Consider the following 15,321-nt stretch of genomic DNA (forward strand, 5'->3'; position numbering starts at 1 on the left):
CTATGCAACTAACCCAGTATAAACAATTCTTAAATAATCTTCTTTGGGACTACCAAGATTTACCCCTAACTGAGTTCATAAAACACGAACAAAAAATGAACCAAGCTAGGCAAATATCAAAAGTAAGTTCAATGCATGAAACCTTGTTTCTAAACACTTACTACGAATCCAAAGAAACCCAATAACGGCACATTTAATACTATGGCTTAATCGCTAGGTTTACCTGTGCCCGTCACAAAATAAAATAGGAAACACATGATTCCCCTTAACCCAAAAAAAGTAAAAGAAATTGCCATTGAATACATGAAAGTGGGAATTGTACCTATGATTTATGGTTCACCCGGCATAGGCAAGTCTGACATTGTTAAGCAAATAGCAGAACAGTTTAATCTTGAGCTAATTGACGTTCGCTTATCAATGGCAGAGCCTACTGACCTTAATGGCTTTCCTGTTATTGAAAACGGTGTAGCCTCATACAAGCCCTTTGACACCTTCCCTATTAGCGGAACCAAGTTACCCAAAGGTAAACGAGGTTGGTTGTTGTTTTTAGATGAAGCCAATTCAGCTCCTAAAGCAGTCCAAGCAGCTTCATACAAAATCATGTTAGATCGTATGGTTGGCAATTCTAAGTTGCATGACGACGTTGCTGTAATGGCGGCAGGTAACCTTGAGACAGACAACGCTATTGTTGAACCAATGTCTACTGCATTGCAATCAAGACTAGGCCACATACTCTTGCAAGTGTCTAAACTAGACTGGCTTGAATGGGCTCAATCAAACAATATTGATTACCGCATAACCTCTTACATTGATTTTGATGGTGAAAAGCTACATGTGTTTGATGCAGATCATTCAGACCTTACTTTTGCTTGTCCACGTACATGGGAATTTGCCAACAGACTTATCGAAGATAAAGTTGAAATAAACAATGATGAAATTACATTGTTATCTGGCGTTATTACCCAAGGCGCTGCATTAGAGTTTGCTGGACACGTTAAATGCTTTTTAGATTTACCGACCATTGCTCAAGTAGCCGCTAATCCTAACAGTGCCAAGCTTCCAAGCGAGCCAAGTACACAGTATGCAATTTGTGGGATGTTAGCCGGTAACGCTGATGCCACTAATATTAAGTCTGTTGTGGCTTATATAGATCGCTTACCTACTGAATTTCAAATCAGAGCCATAAGAGAAACCGTTAGACGTTTCCCTGCAGCTAAGAAAGAAAAACTCTTTTACAAAAAACTTACTGACTTAGCGCAGTATCTTTAAGGAATAACTATGACAAAAGCTTTAGAAAGCATGTGGAACTCTAACTGGAGTTTATCGCAAACTTATAAATACGTTTCTTTTAAGAAACTACCTATTACAAAAAGTATGTGTGTAGATTTTTATAAAGCTTCATACAAATTACATGGTTCATGTGGTTCTTACTCTGAAGCAAAAAAGAAAAGCTGGTCATATAGGCCTTCGAGATCAAGCCTTATAGCTAACTACTCAGCACACACTGGAATGTTTGGTAGTTATGCTCAATGGCTAGGGCTGTCAGTAAGTTACTTTTTAAAAAAACATGGCTATGAGCCTTTAACTAAACAAGAACAAATTAATTATAGAACTTATTAAGGAATAACTATGAAAATAACTACTGAAGAAACTCCCGCAAATTTTACCCCAATACAGATAAATATTACTTTAGAGTCTCAACAAGAACTCGACCTCTTGTATGCTATTAGTAATAACGGCTCTGTGTATGGAAACCTAAGTCTGCATCAAAGTTTACCAAATGATTGTGTAACTCAAAACCTTAGCCATTCATACATAACACGGTTATTTGAAAACTTTACTACAAAGATTTTCAAAGCTATAGAACACTATGTAATTTAAGGAATAATTATGAAAAAAGCTGACCATGCTTTAGATAAAGCTAAAGTGCAATTAATCGTAGGCAATGGTGCAGTATTTCTCAGTACTATTTTGTTCTCGTTAAAGTTTAAGTGGGATGAAACCATACCTACTGCTTGCACCAATGGCTTAGAGTTAAGAGTCAATCCAGACTTCTTTTTATCTTTGCCAGAGAAACAACGCATATTTGTATTGGCTCACGAAGCATTCCATGTTGTATTTATGCATATGGCCCGTGTAGGTAAGCGTGACTTTCAGTTGTGGAACATGGCGGCTGATTACGTTATTAACTTAATGCTAAAAGATGCAGGCTATGAGCTATGGCCTCCGTGCTGTATTAGCGAAGACTACCGAGGTATGATTTCAGAACAAGTCTATGACATCTTAGATAAAGACCCCAGTAAACAACCAGTAGACTTTGAACCAGACATGGAACAAATTGATGAGTCAGAGCCTGCTACTGCTGAAACTATACGAGAGATAGAAAATATCATCGTAAGAGCAACCATACAGGCTACTGAACAAGGTGAAGCTGGTTCTATACCTAACAGCGTCAATCGCTTTCTAAGCCGTTTACTCAACCCTAAGTTGCCTTGGCATAGAATATTGTCGCGTGTACTTAATGGCTATGCTAAGGATGACTATTCCTACCGCAAACCCAACCGTAGACATTTACCTGAGCTCTACTTACCAACCCTTTATTCAGAAAGTGTTGGAGACATATGTTGCTGTGTTGATGTTTCTGGCTCAGTAGGTGATCAAGAACTATTAGAGTTTGTCAGTGAAGTGCGAGCCATTAACAATCAGCTCAAACCTTCTAAAATGACAATTACTGCTTTTGACCATAAAATTACTTGCGAATACAATATTAAAGAACATAACAACTTTAATAATATTGACTTCAAAGGTGGTGGTGGTACTAACATTAATGCCGTTATGGATTGGGTTCGTGAACGTAAACCAGCAGTAATGGTTATATTTACCGATGGTTGTTTTTGGGAAGCTCCTGATATGACTGGCATTAAAGCCAAGTTGTTTTGGATTATCAAAGACAACCCCGGATTTATGGTAAATAAAGGTAAGGTCATTCATTATTAATAATAAAAAAGCATCCATTCATAACATAGCAAGCCCTACTCCGTAGGGTTTTTTGCTTTTAACCCCTAAAGGAATTACCAGTGACTATTACACTTAATCAGTGTCAAGAGTCTGCTGTTGAATCATTCGTTGAATTTCTTTGTGACCCAAGTGAAACAGAATTGGTTATTAAAGGTCATGCTGGAACTGGCAAAACAACACTTGTAAATCATATATTAGGTAACCTACATAAATACACCGCTATGGCTGATACGCTAGGTTTAGATATGAAGATACCTAATGATATTGTTGTTACCGCTACTACCCGCAAAGCCGCTTCTGTTATTAGTAAAGAGCTCAATTGTAAAGGCCAAACAATTCATTCATATCTTGGATTAATGGTACGCAATAATTTTAGAGATGGAAGTACTTATCTAGCGCTTAGTAAAAACGCTAAAGAAAAAAGAAACACTTTACTCTTTATTGATGAGTCTAGTTTTATAGACGAAAACTTGCTTGAACAAATTCGCGCACAATGCATCAACTGCAAGATAGTATTTTTAGGTGACCCCTATCAACTACTAAATGTCGATTCAGGCACAAGCCCTGTATTTGACTCTGACATAGCAACAACAACACTTACCACGGTTATGCGTAACAGTGGTGAGATATATAGACTATCTAGTCAGTTTAGAGACACCGTTAAATCTGGTGACTTTTTACCTATTACACTAGATCCCAAAAAAGACAGTGTTATCCACGTTAATGGCGACCAATTTCAAAGCATGGTAGACAAAGCTTTTACAGCTAAATCATATGTACCAGACGTATCTGCAAAGATTATCGCTTGGACTAATGATTGTGTGCATGGCTATAACGCTTATATCAAGCAGCTACTAGGCAACAATGAAGATTACTCAATTGGTGAAACTTATGTCTGCAACTCTCCTATTATTATAGAGAATAAGATAATTGCTAATACTGATGAGCTCGTCACTATTGATGAGATGCATAATGCCATTGAAGAAGACGTACTTGGTTACAGTATTTTAATCAATAAAAACTGGATATTTGCACCTAAAAACCCCGGTGACAAAAAACACATTGTAAAGCAGTATGCCGAATTGAAAGAGTTCTCAAATATGTACCATATCAAAGAAACATGGGCTGATTTGCGTCCTGTATACGCTTGTACTATTCACAAATCCCAAGGTAGTACCTACGGCACTGTGTTTATTAACTTGACCGATATGGGTCGTAACCATAAGTCAGATGAGTTAGCTAGATTATTGTACGTAGCTATCTCAAGAGCCAGTAAACAAGTTGTTTTATATGGGAGTCTACCGTCAAAACATTCAACCATAAAGGAACTAGAATATGAGCTTCAACTTTGATAAAAAAGAGTATTTACAAGTATTCATTGAATTACTTGAACGCGAAGTAACTTCATTAAAGATTGCTACTGTAGATAAACTAGCCATAGCTCACCGTGAACGTAGCGGTAGTGCCTATGGCTTTCGCTTTAGAGGTATAACTTTCCTTCACTCACAGTTTCAAGGCCTACGTAACTTTGAACTTAGACTGTTACATCCAGCTTTAGAAACAGAATGTGAAGAAGAGTTAGAGTTTATTACCGATACCGAGTCACGTATCACATTAATGAAAAGAGCTTATATTTCTGCCTTGTCTTTGTCCAAAAACACAGCAGACTTATATGCCCTATTCCCTGATGTAATACATGATGCTTTTTTACCCGGTAACGCTATGGGTGAATCTTATTTACCAGAAAGTACAATTAGACATTTCAGATTAGTTAATGCTGAAGAAATTGATTGTATGAAAGCCCACTATTTACTCAAACAATTGGAAGGCTAAATGCAACACTTTGTCTTTGAAGAAAACAATGAAGGTTATAAAGTCGCTATCCTTATTAAGACTGAAAGCTTTAATAAGCGACTAATAACTGAGCATTATGTTGATCCACTCGTTAAAGGTGGTATTCCTGAAAAAGATATTATTGCCTTTGACTTACTCTATGCACCTAACCGTAAAATACCAGTAAATTTCCAGAAAGCTTATCTAGCTGATTTATTACCTGAACTAAAAGAACAAGGTATTAAGCTATTAATGGTAGCTGATGGGGCCTATTTTAAAACACTTACTAAACAGCGTACTGCCGAACCACACCACGGCTATGTATTACCTTGTGCTATTAAAGGGTTTGAAGATATAAATGTTGTGATGATTCCTAACCACGCAGCATTGTTTTATAACCCTGACTTACAAGCCAAGATTAATATGGGTATCACTACCGTCACCAGCTTTATGGCCGGTAAGTACGCTGTTATTGGGACAGACATCATTCACAATGCTACTTATGTAACGTCTGTTGACGATATAAAGCCTTGGATTGAAAAGCTGTTAACTTATGATGCACTCACTTGTGATACTGAAACTTATTCACTTAATTTTTGGAAAACAGGTATTGGCACTATTGGCTTTGCTTGGGATAAAAACAACGGTGTTGTATTCCAATGTGATAAAGCCGCTAACTTACCTAACGAACCAGTAAAAGAATATCTTAAAGATTTCTTTACTCGTTATCTAGGTAAGCTGATTTACCACAATGCAAACTTTGATATGAAGATTATTATCAATAGTTTATTTATGGCCCACTTGCTTGATGAAAAAGGTAAACAGGAAGGTATTGAATTACTAACTCGTGACTTTGACTGCACCAAGATTATTACTTATCTAGCAACAAACAGTACTGCTGGCAATAATCTTAAGCTAAAAGAACAGGCCCATGAATTTGCAGGCAACTATGCTCAAGAAGATATTAAAGACATTACTTTAATACCTTTGCCAGTATTGATGGAATACAACCTAGTGGATTGCTTATCTACTTGGTTTGTAAGAGAGAAGCACTACCCAACAATGGTAGCTGATGATCAACTACACATTTATGAAACCATCATGAAGCCGTCTGTAAAGGTCATACTGCAAGCAGAGCTTACTGGTATGCCCGTTTGCATGAAGGCAATACAAAAAGCCCGTACAGAGCTATGTGCTGACATTAAAGTAAGTGTCGATTTTATTGATAAAAGTCCTGTTATTGATACTGTACTTTTCATCATAAGAGAAGAAGAACAAACGAAAGCAAATGCCAAACTGAAGAAGAAGGTGAAACCTCTATCTGATTTTGAGTACATTACTTTTAATTGTAATTCAGATCCTCACTTACGCACGTTGTTCTTTGATTACCTAGAGCTACCAGTACTTGAAAAAACTGATGGTGGTCAAGCCTCATGTGCAGGTGATGTACTTAAAGCACTGGTTTTTCACACTGACAATCAACATGTGAAGGATTTACTTAAAGCAGTATCAGATTTTGTAGCTGCTGAGAAAATACTAAACACGTTTATTGCTGCCTTAGAAAAAGCAGTCAAAAAATCAGATGGGCATTATTACCTACACGGTAATTTTAACATAGGCGGTACAGTTTCTGGACGTTTATCCAGTTCAGCTCCAAATTTACAAAACATCCCTTCCAGTGGCACCAAGTATGCCAAGATAATTAAGCAGTGTTTCTTAACACCGCCTGGTTGGTTATTTGTGGGAGCTGATTTTTCGTCTTTGGAGGATCGCATATCTGCACTAACCACTAAAGATCCTAATAAAATAAAAGTTTACACAGATGGTTTCGATGGCCACTGTTTCCGAGCCTTTTATTACTTTAGTGATCAGATGGTAAATATCGTTGATACACCAGAAAGTGTTAACAGTATTGAAACGATATACCCCGAATTAAGACAAGATAGTAAAGCTCCTACGTTTCTATTGACGTATGGCGGCACCTATCATGGCTTAATGAAGAACGTAGGCCTGACAAAGATTAAAGCCAAAGCTATCGAAAACAATTATCACACAATGTATAAAGTTTCTGATGCTTGGGTGCAAGACAATTTAACACAAGCAGCAAAAGATGGTTACGTTACTGTTGCTTTTGGTTTGCGGGTTCGTACTCCTATTCTAAGCCAGTGCTTTATGAATAGTAAAAAGACACCTTATGAAGCAAAAGCTGAAGCACGTACCGCAGGCAATGCAATGGGACAGTCATATGGATTACTCAACAATAGGGCGGGCATAGAATTACAAGAACGCGTATTTGCTTCACCCTATCGTTACGACATATTACCAGTGGCGCACATTCACGATGCTCAGTACTTCATGGTTAAAGATAATATAGATGCCGTTACATGGCTTAACAAAAATTTAGTTGAATGTATGGAGTGGCAAGAATTGCCCGAAATCCAACACGATAAAGTTAAGTTAGGCGGTAAGCTATTAGTCTTTTATCCACATTGGGGTAAAGAGATTGGAATACCCAATGGTGCTGTAGGCGACGAAATTAAAACAGTCGTCCAAGCCACCTTAAAATAAGCATAATCCTGTATATTTTGTTGCTATTTATATGCCCTATTAACTTAGGGCATTTTTTTTATTTGCAATTGGTGATCAAGTGTCTATAGTACTAAGCCTGCAACATCCCGCTTAGTTCCCACTAGACACCCCGATTTAAAACTCCCTCCAATATATAAGGTATTACATGAGCATAACTGTAGAAAAAGCAGTAGATAAATTTCACAAAAAAATGGCTAAACTAGGTATCAGTGTAGACAGTATTGAACTCAATTCTGAAACACTTGAAGGTAATATTTTATTAGTTGATTTTACTGAAGCACTTGAAGCATCTGATCACTCAGCTAAACTATCTGACGAAGATGCTGACAAAAAAACTAAAGACATTTATGCTAACTTAAGCCAAGTTTTACAAGACTGTTTACGTGGTAATGACTTCTTTAGTGAGCAATCTAAGATGGGCTGTGATGAACCGTCAACAACAGCTAAAGAAAATAAGTATGCTCGCACAATTGTTGGATTAGATGGCACCAAAACAATTGTTGATGCTTATAGAATACAGGCAGCTTTTCCCAACGCACCTGAAATAGACCATGCTATTAAGAAACTTTTAGTGCCCGGCAATCGTCATGACAAGTCTGAACTAAAAGACTTAGAAGAAGCTGTATGGTCTATCAATAGACGCATTTCATTTATTAAACAAACCAATGATGAAACAGCTTAATCCCCACGCTGAAAAATACCACACCTACTATATGGACATTGCTATTAAAGCTGCACAACAGTCTGTAGCGGTACGCAGAAAAGTAGGTGCAGTCATTGTCACCAATACTGGTTTAATGGCTGTTGGTTGGAATGGTACACCTTCTGGCTTTGATAACATATGTGAAACACATGACGTTATTACTAAACCAGAAGTAATTCACGCTGAACGTAATGCTTTAGACAAACTCACTAAACAAGGTGTATCTACTCAAAATTCTATTTTGTTTGTTACTACTGCTCCTTGTAACGAATGCGCTAAGTCTATTCATGCAGTAGGCGTTTCCAGCGTTTATTACTTGGTAACTCAATCCAATACTAATGGTTTACAGTTTTTACATAAAGCTGGTGTACCTACAACAAAAATGAAGCTAAACAAGGACATTTAATGAGAGCAGATCCAGTTGATCAATCTAGCGATAATGTTGCTAATTATATCAAACATAAAGTTAGATCTATTAGAAACAAGAAACGCGAATTAAACCCCTCCGGGGCTTGTAGGTGGTGTCTTGAGCCTTTTGAAGATCCTAAGTCACAGAAGCTATTTTGTGATACAGATTGTTCATCAGACTTCGAGAAATCCAACCGCAAATAAGTAATGAGTATTCACACTGACCCTTTCAAATTACTCATACCATCTTTCAATCCTACTTTTATTTCCTACATAGGTAGTAAAGAGTTCACCGTTACAGTTCTGCGCTATAACAATGAAGTAACCCCTACTTTGTTTGATATTGTTCTTCACGATTTTTATAACCAAGAATTGATCAAGCCAATAGATCCCAAAGATAAGTTAAGATTACTAGATGAATATGACGTTTTCTATAAAGAATAACTCATGCTTATACTTGAAGAATTACCATCCCTTAAACAACCTCCCCTAGACTCTGATCGTGATGAAGTTACCAAACTTATTTATGAAGGTAAATCTGATGCTGTTATAGCTGACCTTTTTAATGTTGCCAAAGTTACTATTTGGGAGCGTCGCAGAGAATGGGGTTTACCTTCTGGTTCAGAGATAAAAGAAACTCTTTTAGTGTCTGATATTAAGACCCTTTGGCAAGAAGCATTCACAACCAAAGAAATATCAGAAATACTTAAAATAAGTACCCGCATTATTTATGCCCGAATGAAAGAACATAATATCAGGGCCATACCCCGTATGGGATTAGCCTTACCTAATATGTCTTTTACTCAGATTAAGAATGCCCTTATTGATAAAGAGTTAAAAGAGGATACCACTGTAATGGTGACATATAACTCTACTCCTAAATGGGCCTTGGTGCCTATTGAAGAATACCAAGATTTGGTTACAGGAGTGTATGAGAGATTACATACAAAACAGGAAGCCAATGAATAATATAGGTGTCACCATTATTGCCCACTCAGTTAACCCACAAGGTAATTCTATTGCCACAGTGGAGCTTGAGTACCCTCGCATGATCCATGCAGAACTGATGACGCACAGAGTCTTTAGCCGTAATGCTGCTAGTAGCAGAGCCATACCTACAAAGAAGATGCGTGAGCAAGTACGAAAACAACCTGCTATGCCTGTTTACTGGGGTGCAAATCAACCCGGTATGAAAGCAAAAGCACAGCTTACCGGCAAACGTAAAACCTTTGCTATATGGTCATGGAAAATGGCCGGTAAAGTAGTAGCTAACATGCATTGGTGTTTTGAGAAAATTGGTTTACATAAACAGATTGCTAATCGTATTTTAGAACCGTGGCAGATTATGAAAACGGTAATCACTGCAACTGAATGGGATAACGCTTTTTGGCTTAGATGCCATGAAGACGCTCAACCTGAAATACGTGAATTGTTTGAAGAACTCCAGCGTGAACTTGAACACTCTCAACCAATAAAACTTGAATGGGGTGGATGGCATTTACCTTACGTCACTAAACAGTTTTTTGAACCTGTCATGCCCATTGAAAATCAATTAGCTGTATCTGCTTCATGTTGTGCTCAAGTGTCTTACAGACGCAATGACGCATCACTAACTAAAGCCAAGAAGATTGATAACATGCTCAGAACTAGCGAACGTATTCATGCGTCACCTTTTGAGCATCAAGCGCAAGCAGTACTACCAAACGTAGCCAAAGCTGATCGCAAAGACAGTGGGTTTACTCACATAGACTTTGATGGTCACTTTTGGTCAGGTAACTTTAAACATTGGGTACAACACAGACAGTTAATACCCAATAGTAATTACACCAAATAAGCATGACATGCTGGTTGGCTTCTCACCAGTACCTCAAAAGTAGAAGCACTTAATTTTATAAGGAACAAACCGTTTTGTACCAAATTTTTAATCTTTTTAAACCCAGTATTGACGCAGAGCTTTGGGCTTTGTCTGTCAGACTATAATAAAACAAACTAGATAATGACGATATACGGTCAGCCATTTTACTTCGCGGTTGTGGCACGACGCTGGATAACGTAACCAGCACCTATTAAAGATTAGTTTTAATGCATGGTGTAGTAACCAATCTTTAATGGGTACTCCCTACCTTTGAATTGGGAGATTAATTTTAACCGGCCTTTGGTACTTAATGACGATTAAGTCGCTGCCTGCTGCGAAAGTGTAGGAGCTATTTTATAAGTGTTGGTTTTACAAACAGAACCAACTTTTATGCTTAATAACAATAAGGAGACAATTATGGAACGTGATTACTATGACGAAATAAGAACAATTGTGCGTGAATGGACTGAAGACGGTGATGCTGATATTGATTTTGTTGAAGATCAATTAATTAGTATTTCCAACGATGTTCGTGAAGATCAGGAAGAAGCATAGTGTTTACTAAAAACCAACTTACTAAGATGCTTGTGCTACAAGGCCAAATGAATAGCAAAGTTAATCCACATTGGCTTACTGCCAATAATAACTGGATGTTAGCGGCTATGATGGAAAGTGTTGAAGCTATTGATCATCATGGATGGAAGTGGTGGAAGAAACAAACTCCTGATATGCCCCAGCTTCAGATGGAGCTTGTAGATATTTGGCACTTTGGCTTGTCACATATGTTGGTAACAGCTCAAGGCAATGTTGGTGAAATGATAGAAAATACTGTATTTGAGCCAATACCAATATCAGATTATTTGATGTTTGATGCTCGCCAATATAAATATCCTAAGCAAACTTTAATTGAAAATCTGCAATTGTTGTCTGGTTTATTTGGAGCAGGTAGATTTCATAGGTTTCTATTCATGCATATTGTTGAGCAAGCCGGTATGACTACTGACGACCTTTATAAGCAATACATTGGCAAGAACGTACTTAACTTCTTTCGTCAAGACAACGGCTATAAAGAAGGTATGTATTTCAAAGTATGGGATGGACAAGAAGATAACGCCCATTTGGTAGAAATACTGAACCAGCTTGATCCAAAGTCAGAAACCTTCTCAAAAGATGTGTATGACAATTTAGATAGTCGTTACGTAGAACTAACTTACTAAGCACCAGTCCCCGGTGTTGACACACGCCATTTGTCCAAATTGTTAAGGACAGCAAAGATCCCCCCTAAGTCAGTGTCACCTTTTAACTTTATATTTAGCTAAGGAATCACTATGAAAGATAACTACCCTTGCTGGATTGAAAGTACTAAACACAACCCAAGTTCTCCAGTTTATATTGATAAACCTTCTTGTACGCAGTGCAAAGATTATTTATCTATAGAGCATGGGGATCACGAAACACCAACATTAAAGTGGTGCGATAATTTGAGTTGTGAAATGTACGAAATGAATGTTTGAGTAAATTTAAACAACAAAACCCCAACCGCTGACGCTAAGGGGTTTTTTATTACCTAAAGGAAACACAATGAAAGAATTACAGGATATGACAGTTGAAGAACTTGAAGCCAAGAAAGAACACATATTGCGATCAAATGCACATTGGATGAGTTGCCAAGACGGTTCATATGGTGCCGCATTACACGGAGCTGGCTACATTAAAGTAACTACAGAACTAGAATCAAGAGGAGTACTTACCTAATGAATATAGAAAACTTAGGCGATAAAAACAGATCTGATCTTATAGAGATTATCCACACTCAAAACTTTAATCTCAGTAAGAGTGCTAAAAAAGTAGAAAGCCTTCGTCAAGGTAACATTATGTTACAAGCCCAACTTGAAGATAGCCTTAAACACAGTAAATAAAAGAATGACGCGAATAGGATTGTCATTAAGAGGGAGAGAGTGCAAAAGATAATGAAAATAGTATTAACAGCCTTACTGCTGACATTAGCCAGTGCAACAACCGCAAGTCATGCAAGAACCTGCATTTACTTAGCTAGTGTAGCAGAGCAAGTAATAGAGTTAAGGCAAAATAGCGTTAGGACTAAAGATATTAGGCACAGTTTCCCTGACTACCCCCATAGTTTTAAAATCTATAAACCAGATGTGCTACTGCTGCTAATTATAAATGACGCTTTTCAAGTACAAGTCTATGAAGTACCCACTGAAAAACTACGTGCAGTATATAATTTTGGTAACAAATGGTTTGAAGATTGTCTAGCAAAAAAACTTAAACTTAATAAGTAACCAACACAAATACATATAAGGAAACTTAATGTCAGATCCAAAATACAACTTTGATATTAACTTGTTGATAAGAGGCACACTATCTGATCGTAGATTACATGTGCTTTTATTACGTCAACAACATTTGCAAGAATGCTTAAGAACTTTTAACTTAGCTGAGTTGGTAATTGATTTTGATAACACCGAAAGAGGTTCAGATGAATTTATAGATGCTTGGACTAAGTTAAAAATAGCATCTTTGATTATTTTAGGGCCTGTAGAGTCATGAAAACTATTAGTTACAGTGAAATGTTAAAGATGTTAAACGCACAAGATTTAATGAGTAAGAAAGACAAAGAACTTGTTTCACTACGCGAGCAACTAGCACAGGCAGAAAAACAAGTGGCTAGTGCAGCATATTTAATGCGGGAATGCGATAACTATTTGCAAACTAATCAATACACAAACATCGGTCATAATTCAATATTGCACATTAAGTTATGGCAAATGGCAAACGAACTAGATGATAAAAGTTGATGAAAGTACGTGTGGTTAAAACCTAAGAGCAGATAAGGGGGATTGAATGATCCAGTCAATTGAAGATAAATCAAAGCGTGAACTCGTTGAGATAGTCAAAATACAACTTGCAGAGTTTCAGAAGTTGGACGAACAACTAACCAAAGCAACAGCTAAAACTAAAGCTGACGCTATCTATTTATTTTTAGATTTTTTAGAGCATGAATATGATGGAAGTTTTAACAGGCAAGACATTACTTATTGTTTGCAGAATTTTGCAAGCAGTTTAGAAGGCACCACAAATATCTATAAACAGGAGTAGATAAATTAATTTAGAAAACCTTGATGGTCGTCTAATCCTATTAACTAGAATACTTCGCAAAGAAGAAGTCACTCATTTATGTGGTATCAGTGTTCCTTACATGTATTCCATGATAAGCGCTGAAACCTTTCCTAAGCCAGTCAAATTAGGGATCAAGATAAGTGGGTGGGTTGACACTGAAGTACAGCAGTGGATCGAACAGCGCATTGCTGATCGGGATAACACCTAGACTCCTTTCATAATAGCCTGCTCATATGCAGACTTTACTTCAATACCATTCTTAGCTTTATATTCTAATTCATCTAAGTAATCTGACCACAGTTGTAGCATTACCCTTCTTTCATTTAATTGTGTTGTTCTATTATAGGCTCGACCATTTGCATCTTTAACCCTATGGGCCAATTGATGCTCTATGTAATTTGGGTTTTGCTTTAACTCTTCGTCTAACAAAGTACGTGCAGTTGCCCGTAAACCATGAGCAGTTTGCTTACCTTGGTAACCCATATTCCTAATGGCACCATTAACTGTATTCTCACTCATTGGCTTATGTAAGTTTCTAATGGATGGAAACACAAAAGCAGACGTTCTATTATTATCTAATAAGAACTGCAGCATTTCTTTAGTTTGTCGGGTAAAGGGGATCCAGTGATCTTGTGAACTACTCGTCTTTTTCATTTCAGACTTACTAATTTGCACACATTCCATTGCCCAATTTATGTCTTGCCACAGAAGCTTACGTAATTCCCCTGGACGAACAAACCAATTAATAGATAACCGTATGGCTATCTTAGTTGTCCAATAGCTTTTACTGCCATCAATATCACCTAGCAACTGAGCCACATCAGTAGGCGTGATCAACGCTGGATGATGGGACTCAGGTAGCGGCTTAAGTAAACTAATAACATCAAGCATCCAATTTCTATCTATTTGAATAGTTGGTTCAGCAATACAAAAAGCAAAGAACTGTTTTAATAAAGTAGCAACCTTATGAGCAGTTGGTCGCATATCTTTCTTTTCAATCCCTCTGACGATCCCTAGTACATCCTGTGCGTTTATATCAACACAGGCAACATTCCCTATCGCTGGCTTGATCCAGTTGCGTATAAGTCCATCTATGCCCCTAATACTCTTATCATCTTTATCAACACAGTACTCTTTAAAGAACATACTTAGTGCATCACTTACCGACATTCCTTTATAGGATGCAGCAATATGTTTTTTCTTAATATCATTTACATACTGGCTTGGATCTAAACCATCAGATAACACAACTCTTAGTCTATCTACTTTATCTCTAGCAACTTTAATACTGACTTCTGGATACACACCAATAGCTAAAGTTTTCTGTTTTCCGTCATAACGGTAACTCCAACGCCAATATTTACTGCCTGACTTTTTAACCAATAAATGTAAGCTTTTACCATCAGACAACTTATAGTCTTTAACGTCAGGTTTGGCGTTGAGTATAGCCATATTTGTAAGAGCCATAATTGTCCTATTTGTTGGTACATTTCAGAACCAGAAAGTAAAATATTAGCATGTACCAACAAATGTACCATCAAATTTATCAGCTGTAGCAATACGCAGCAAGAATAATAGGCGTAAAAAAACCACCTATCAGGTGGTTAAGTCATATAGAATGGGGCTTTGAAGACTGTGAGATACGTGTAAATACATTCTGATGGAGGCGGAACCCGGAGTCGAACCGAGATCCACGGATTTGCAATCCGCTGCATAGCCATTCTGCCATTCCGCCGCAAAACAATGCTAACACTTAGCAGACCAAGCGTTATTC

Annotated in this window: 22 protein-coding genes and 1 tRNA gene; 21 read left to right on the forward strand and 2 right to left on the reverse strand. The window is 37.4% G+C overall.

The window, feature by feature from the left end; translation table 11 throughout:
• Positions 1–2: 2 nt before the first annotated feature.
• The 21 genes from BAE46_RS14695 (at position 3) to BAE46_RS14960 (ending at position 13,755) form a co-directional block, all read left to right on the forward strand.
• Positions 3–185 carry a hypothetical protein gene (locus BAE46_RS14695; RefSeq protein ID WP_070111554.1) on the forward strand — a complete coding sequence of 61 codons (183 nt, stop codon included), beginning with the start codon at positions 3–5 and terminating at the stop codon, positions 183–185.
• A gap of 70 nt (positions 186–255) precedes the next feature.
• The gene (locus tag BAE46_RS00970; protein ID WP_070111555.1) at positions 256–1,269 is read left to right on the forward strand and encodes an AAA family ATPase; all 1,014 of its coding nucleotides are present in this window, start codon (positions 256–258) and stop codon (positions 1,267–1,269) included.
• 9 nt (positions 1,270–1,278) lie between these two features.
• Positions 1,279–1,620, forward strand: a complete 342-nt coding sequence (locus BAE46_RS00975) for a hypothetical protein (RefSeq protein WP_070111556.1) — start codon at positions 1,279–1,281, stop codon at positions 1,618–1,620.
• Between the two features lie 9 nt (positions 1,621–1,629).
• Complete coding sequence (locus BAE46_RS00980) at positions 1,630–1,881, forward strand: hypothetical protein (RefSeq protein ID WP_070111557.1); 252 nt, start codon at positions 1,630–1,632, stop codon at positions 1,879–1,881.
• 9 nt (positions 1,882–1,890) lie between these two features.
• Positions 1,891–2,997, forward strand: coding sequence for a vWA domain-containing protein (locus BAE46_RS00985; RefSeq protein ID WP_070111558.1), 1,107 nt, complete (start codon positions 1,891–1,893; stop codon positions 2,995–2,997).
• Positions 2,998–3,077: 80 nt separating this feature from the next.
• Entirely contained in the window at positions 3,078–4,370 is a 1,293-nt protein-coding gene (locus tag BAE46_RS00990) for an ATP-dependent DNA helicase (RefSeq protein ID WP_070111559.1), read from the forward strand.
• Positions 4,354–4,851: a hypothetical protein gene (locus BAE46_RS00995; protein ID WP_070111560.1), complete on the forward strand. Its 498-nt coding sequence runs from the start codon at positions 4,354–4,356 to the stop codon at positions 4,849–4,851. The genes BAE46_RS00990 and BAE46_RS00995 overlap by 17 nt, the downstream gene beginning before the upstream one ends.
• Positions 4,852–7,419 (forward strand): DNA polymerase, encoded by a 2,568-nt coding sequence (locus tag BAE46_RS01000; protein WP_070111561.1) that lies wholly within the window; start codon positions 4,852–4,854, stop codon positions 7,417–7,419.
• Between the two features lie 166 nt (positions 7,420–7,585).
• Positions 7,586–8,122 carry a hypothetical protein gene (locus BAE46_RS01005; RefSeq protein ID WP_070111562.1) on the forward strand — a complete coding sequence of 179 codons (537 nt, stop codon included), beginning with the start codon at positions 7,586–7,588 and terminating at the stop codon, positions 8,120–8,122.
• Positions 8,106–8,549: a deoxycytidylate deaminase gene (locus tag BAE46_RS01010; protein WP_083256757.1), complete on the forward strand. Its 444-nt coding sequence runs from the start codon at positions 8,106–8,108 to the stop codon at positions 8,547–8,549. The genes BAE46_RS01005 and BAE46_RS01010 overlap by 17 nt, the downstream gene beginning before the upstream one ends.
• A gap of 449 nt (positions 8,550–8,998) precedes the next feature.
• Positions 8,999–9,520 (forward strand): hypothetical protein, encoded by a 522-nt coding sequence (locus BAE46_RS01025; RefSeq protein WP_070111566.1) that lies wholly within the window; start codon positions 8,999–9,001, stop codon positions 9,518–9,520.
• Positions 9,513–10,385 (forward strand): FAD-dependent thymidylate synthase, encoded by an 873-nt coding sequence (locus BAE46_RS01030; RefSeq protein ID WP_216094976.1) that lies wholly within the window; start codon positions 9,513–9,515, stop codon positions 10,383–10,385. Before BAE46_RS01025 ends, BAE46_RS01030 begins: the two co-directional genes overlap by 8 nt.
• A gap of 438 nt (positions 10,386–10,823) precedes the next feature.
• Entirely contained in the window at positions 10,824–10,961 is a 138-nt protein-coding gene (locus BAE46_RS14700; protein WP_171900995.1) for a hypothetical protein, read from the forward strand.
• Complete coding sequence (locus BAE46_RS01035) at positions 10,961–11,623, forward strand: dUTP diphosphatase (RefSeq protein ID WP_070111568.1); 663 nt, start codon at positions 10,961–10,963, stop codon at positions 11,621–11,623. The genes BAE46_RS14700 and BAE46_RS01035 overlap by 1 nt, the downstream gene beginning before the upstream one ends.
• 364 nt (positions 11,624–11,987) lie before the next feature.
• Positions 11,988–12,161: a hypothetical protein gene (locus BAE46_RS14705; RefSeq protein WP_171900996.1), complete on the forward strand. Its 174-nt coding sequence runs from the start codon at positions 11,988–11,990 to the stop codon at positions 12,159–12,161.
• Positions 12,161–12,325 carry a hypothetical protein gene (locus BAE46_RS14710; protein ID WP_171900997.1) on the forward strand — a complete coding sequence of 55 codons (165 nt, stop codon included), beginning with the start codon at positions 12,161–12,163 and terminating at the stop codon, positions 12,323–12,325. The genes BAE46_RS14705 and BAE46_RS14710 overlap by 1 nt, the downstream gene beginning before the upstream one ends.
• Before the next feature lie 51 nt (positions 12,326–12,376).
• A complete protein-coding gene (locus tag BAE46_RS01040) occupies positions 12,377–12,709 on the forward strand; it encodes a hypothetical protein (RefSeq protein WP_070111569.1) in 333 nt (110 codons plus the stop codon).
• Positions 12,710–12,737: 28 nt separating this feature from the next.
• Positions 12,738–12,977 carry a hypothetical protein gene (locus BAE46_RS01045; protein ID WP_070111570.1) on the forward strand — a complete coding sequence of 80 codons (240 nt, stop codon included), beginning with the start codon at positions 12,738–12,740 and terminating at the stop codon, positions 12,975–12,977.
• Positions 12,974–13,225: a hypothetical protein gene (locus BAE46_RS01050; RefSeq protein ID WP_070111571.1), complete on the forward strand. Its 252-nt coding sequence runs from the start codon at positions 12,974–12,976 to the stop codon at positions 13,223–13,225. Before BAE46_RS01045 ends, BAE46_RS01050 begins: the two co-directional genes overlap by 4 nt.
• A gap of 46 nt (positions 13,226–13,271) precedes the next feature.
• Positions 13,272–13,526, forward strand: coding sequence for a hypothetical protein (locus tag BAE46_RS01055; protein WP_070111572.1), 255 nt, complete (start codon positions 13,272–13,274; stop codon positions 13,524–13,526).
• 49 nt (positions 13,527–13,575) lie between these two features.
• Entirely contained in the window at positions 13,576–13,755 is a 180-nt protein-coding gene (locus BAE46_RS14960; RefSeq protein WP_280513150.1) for a helix-turn-helix transcriptional regulator, read from the forward strand.
• On the opposite strand, the gene BAE46_RS01060 is transcribed toward BAE46_RS14960, so the two are convergent.
• Together BAE46_RS01060 and BAE46_RS01065 are read right to left on the reverse strand one after the other, a co-directional pair.
• Positions 13,752–15,014, reverse strand: a complete 1,263-nt coding sequence (locus tag BAE46_RS01060) for a tyrosine-type recombinase/integrase (protein WP_070111573.1) — start codon at positions 15,012–15,014, stop codon at positions 13,752–13,754. The two genes, BAE46_RS14960 and BAE46_RS01060, sit on opposite strands and share 4 nt — an antisense overlap.
• A gap of 194 nt (positions 15,015–15,208) precedes the next feature.
• Positions 15,209–15,282: transfer RNA gene (locus BAE46_RS01065), tRNA-Cys, on the reverse strand.
• Positions 15,283–15,321 lie beyond the last annotated feature (39 nt).

It is taken from the genome of Glaciecola punicea, assembly GCF_001756615.1.
In the GTDB taxonomy this organism is placed as follows: domain Bacteria; phylum Pseudomonadota; class Gammaproteobacteria; order Enterobacterales; family Alteromonadaceae; genus Glaciecola; species Glaciecola punicea.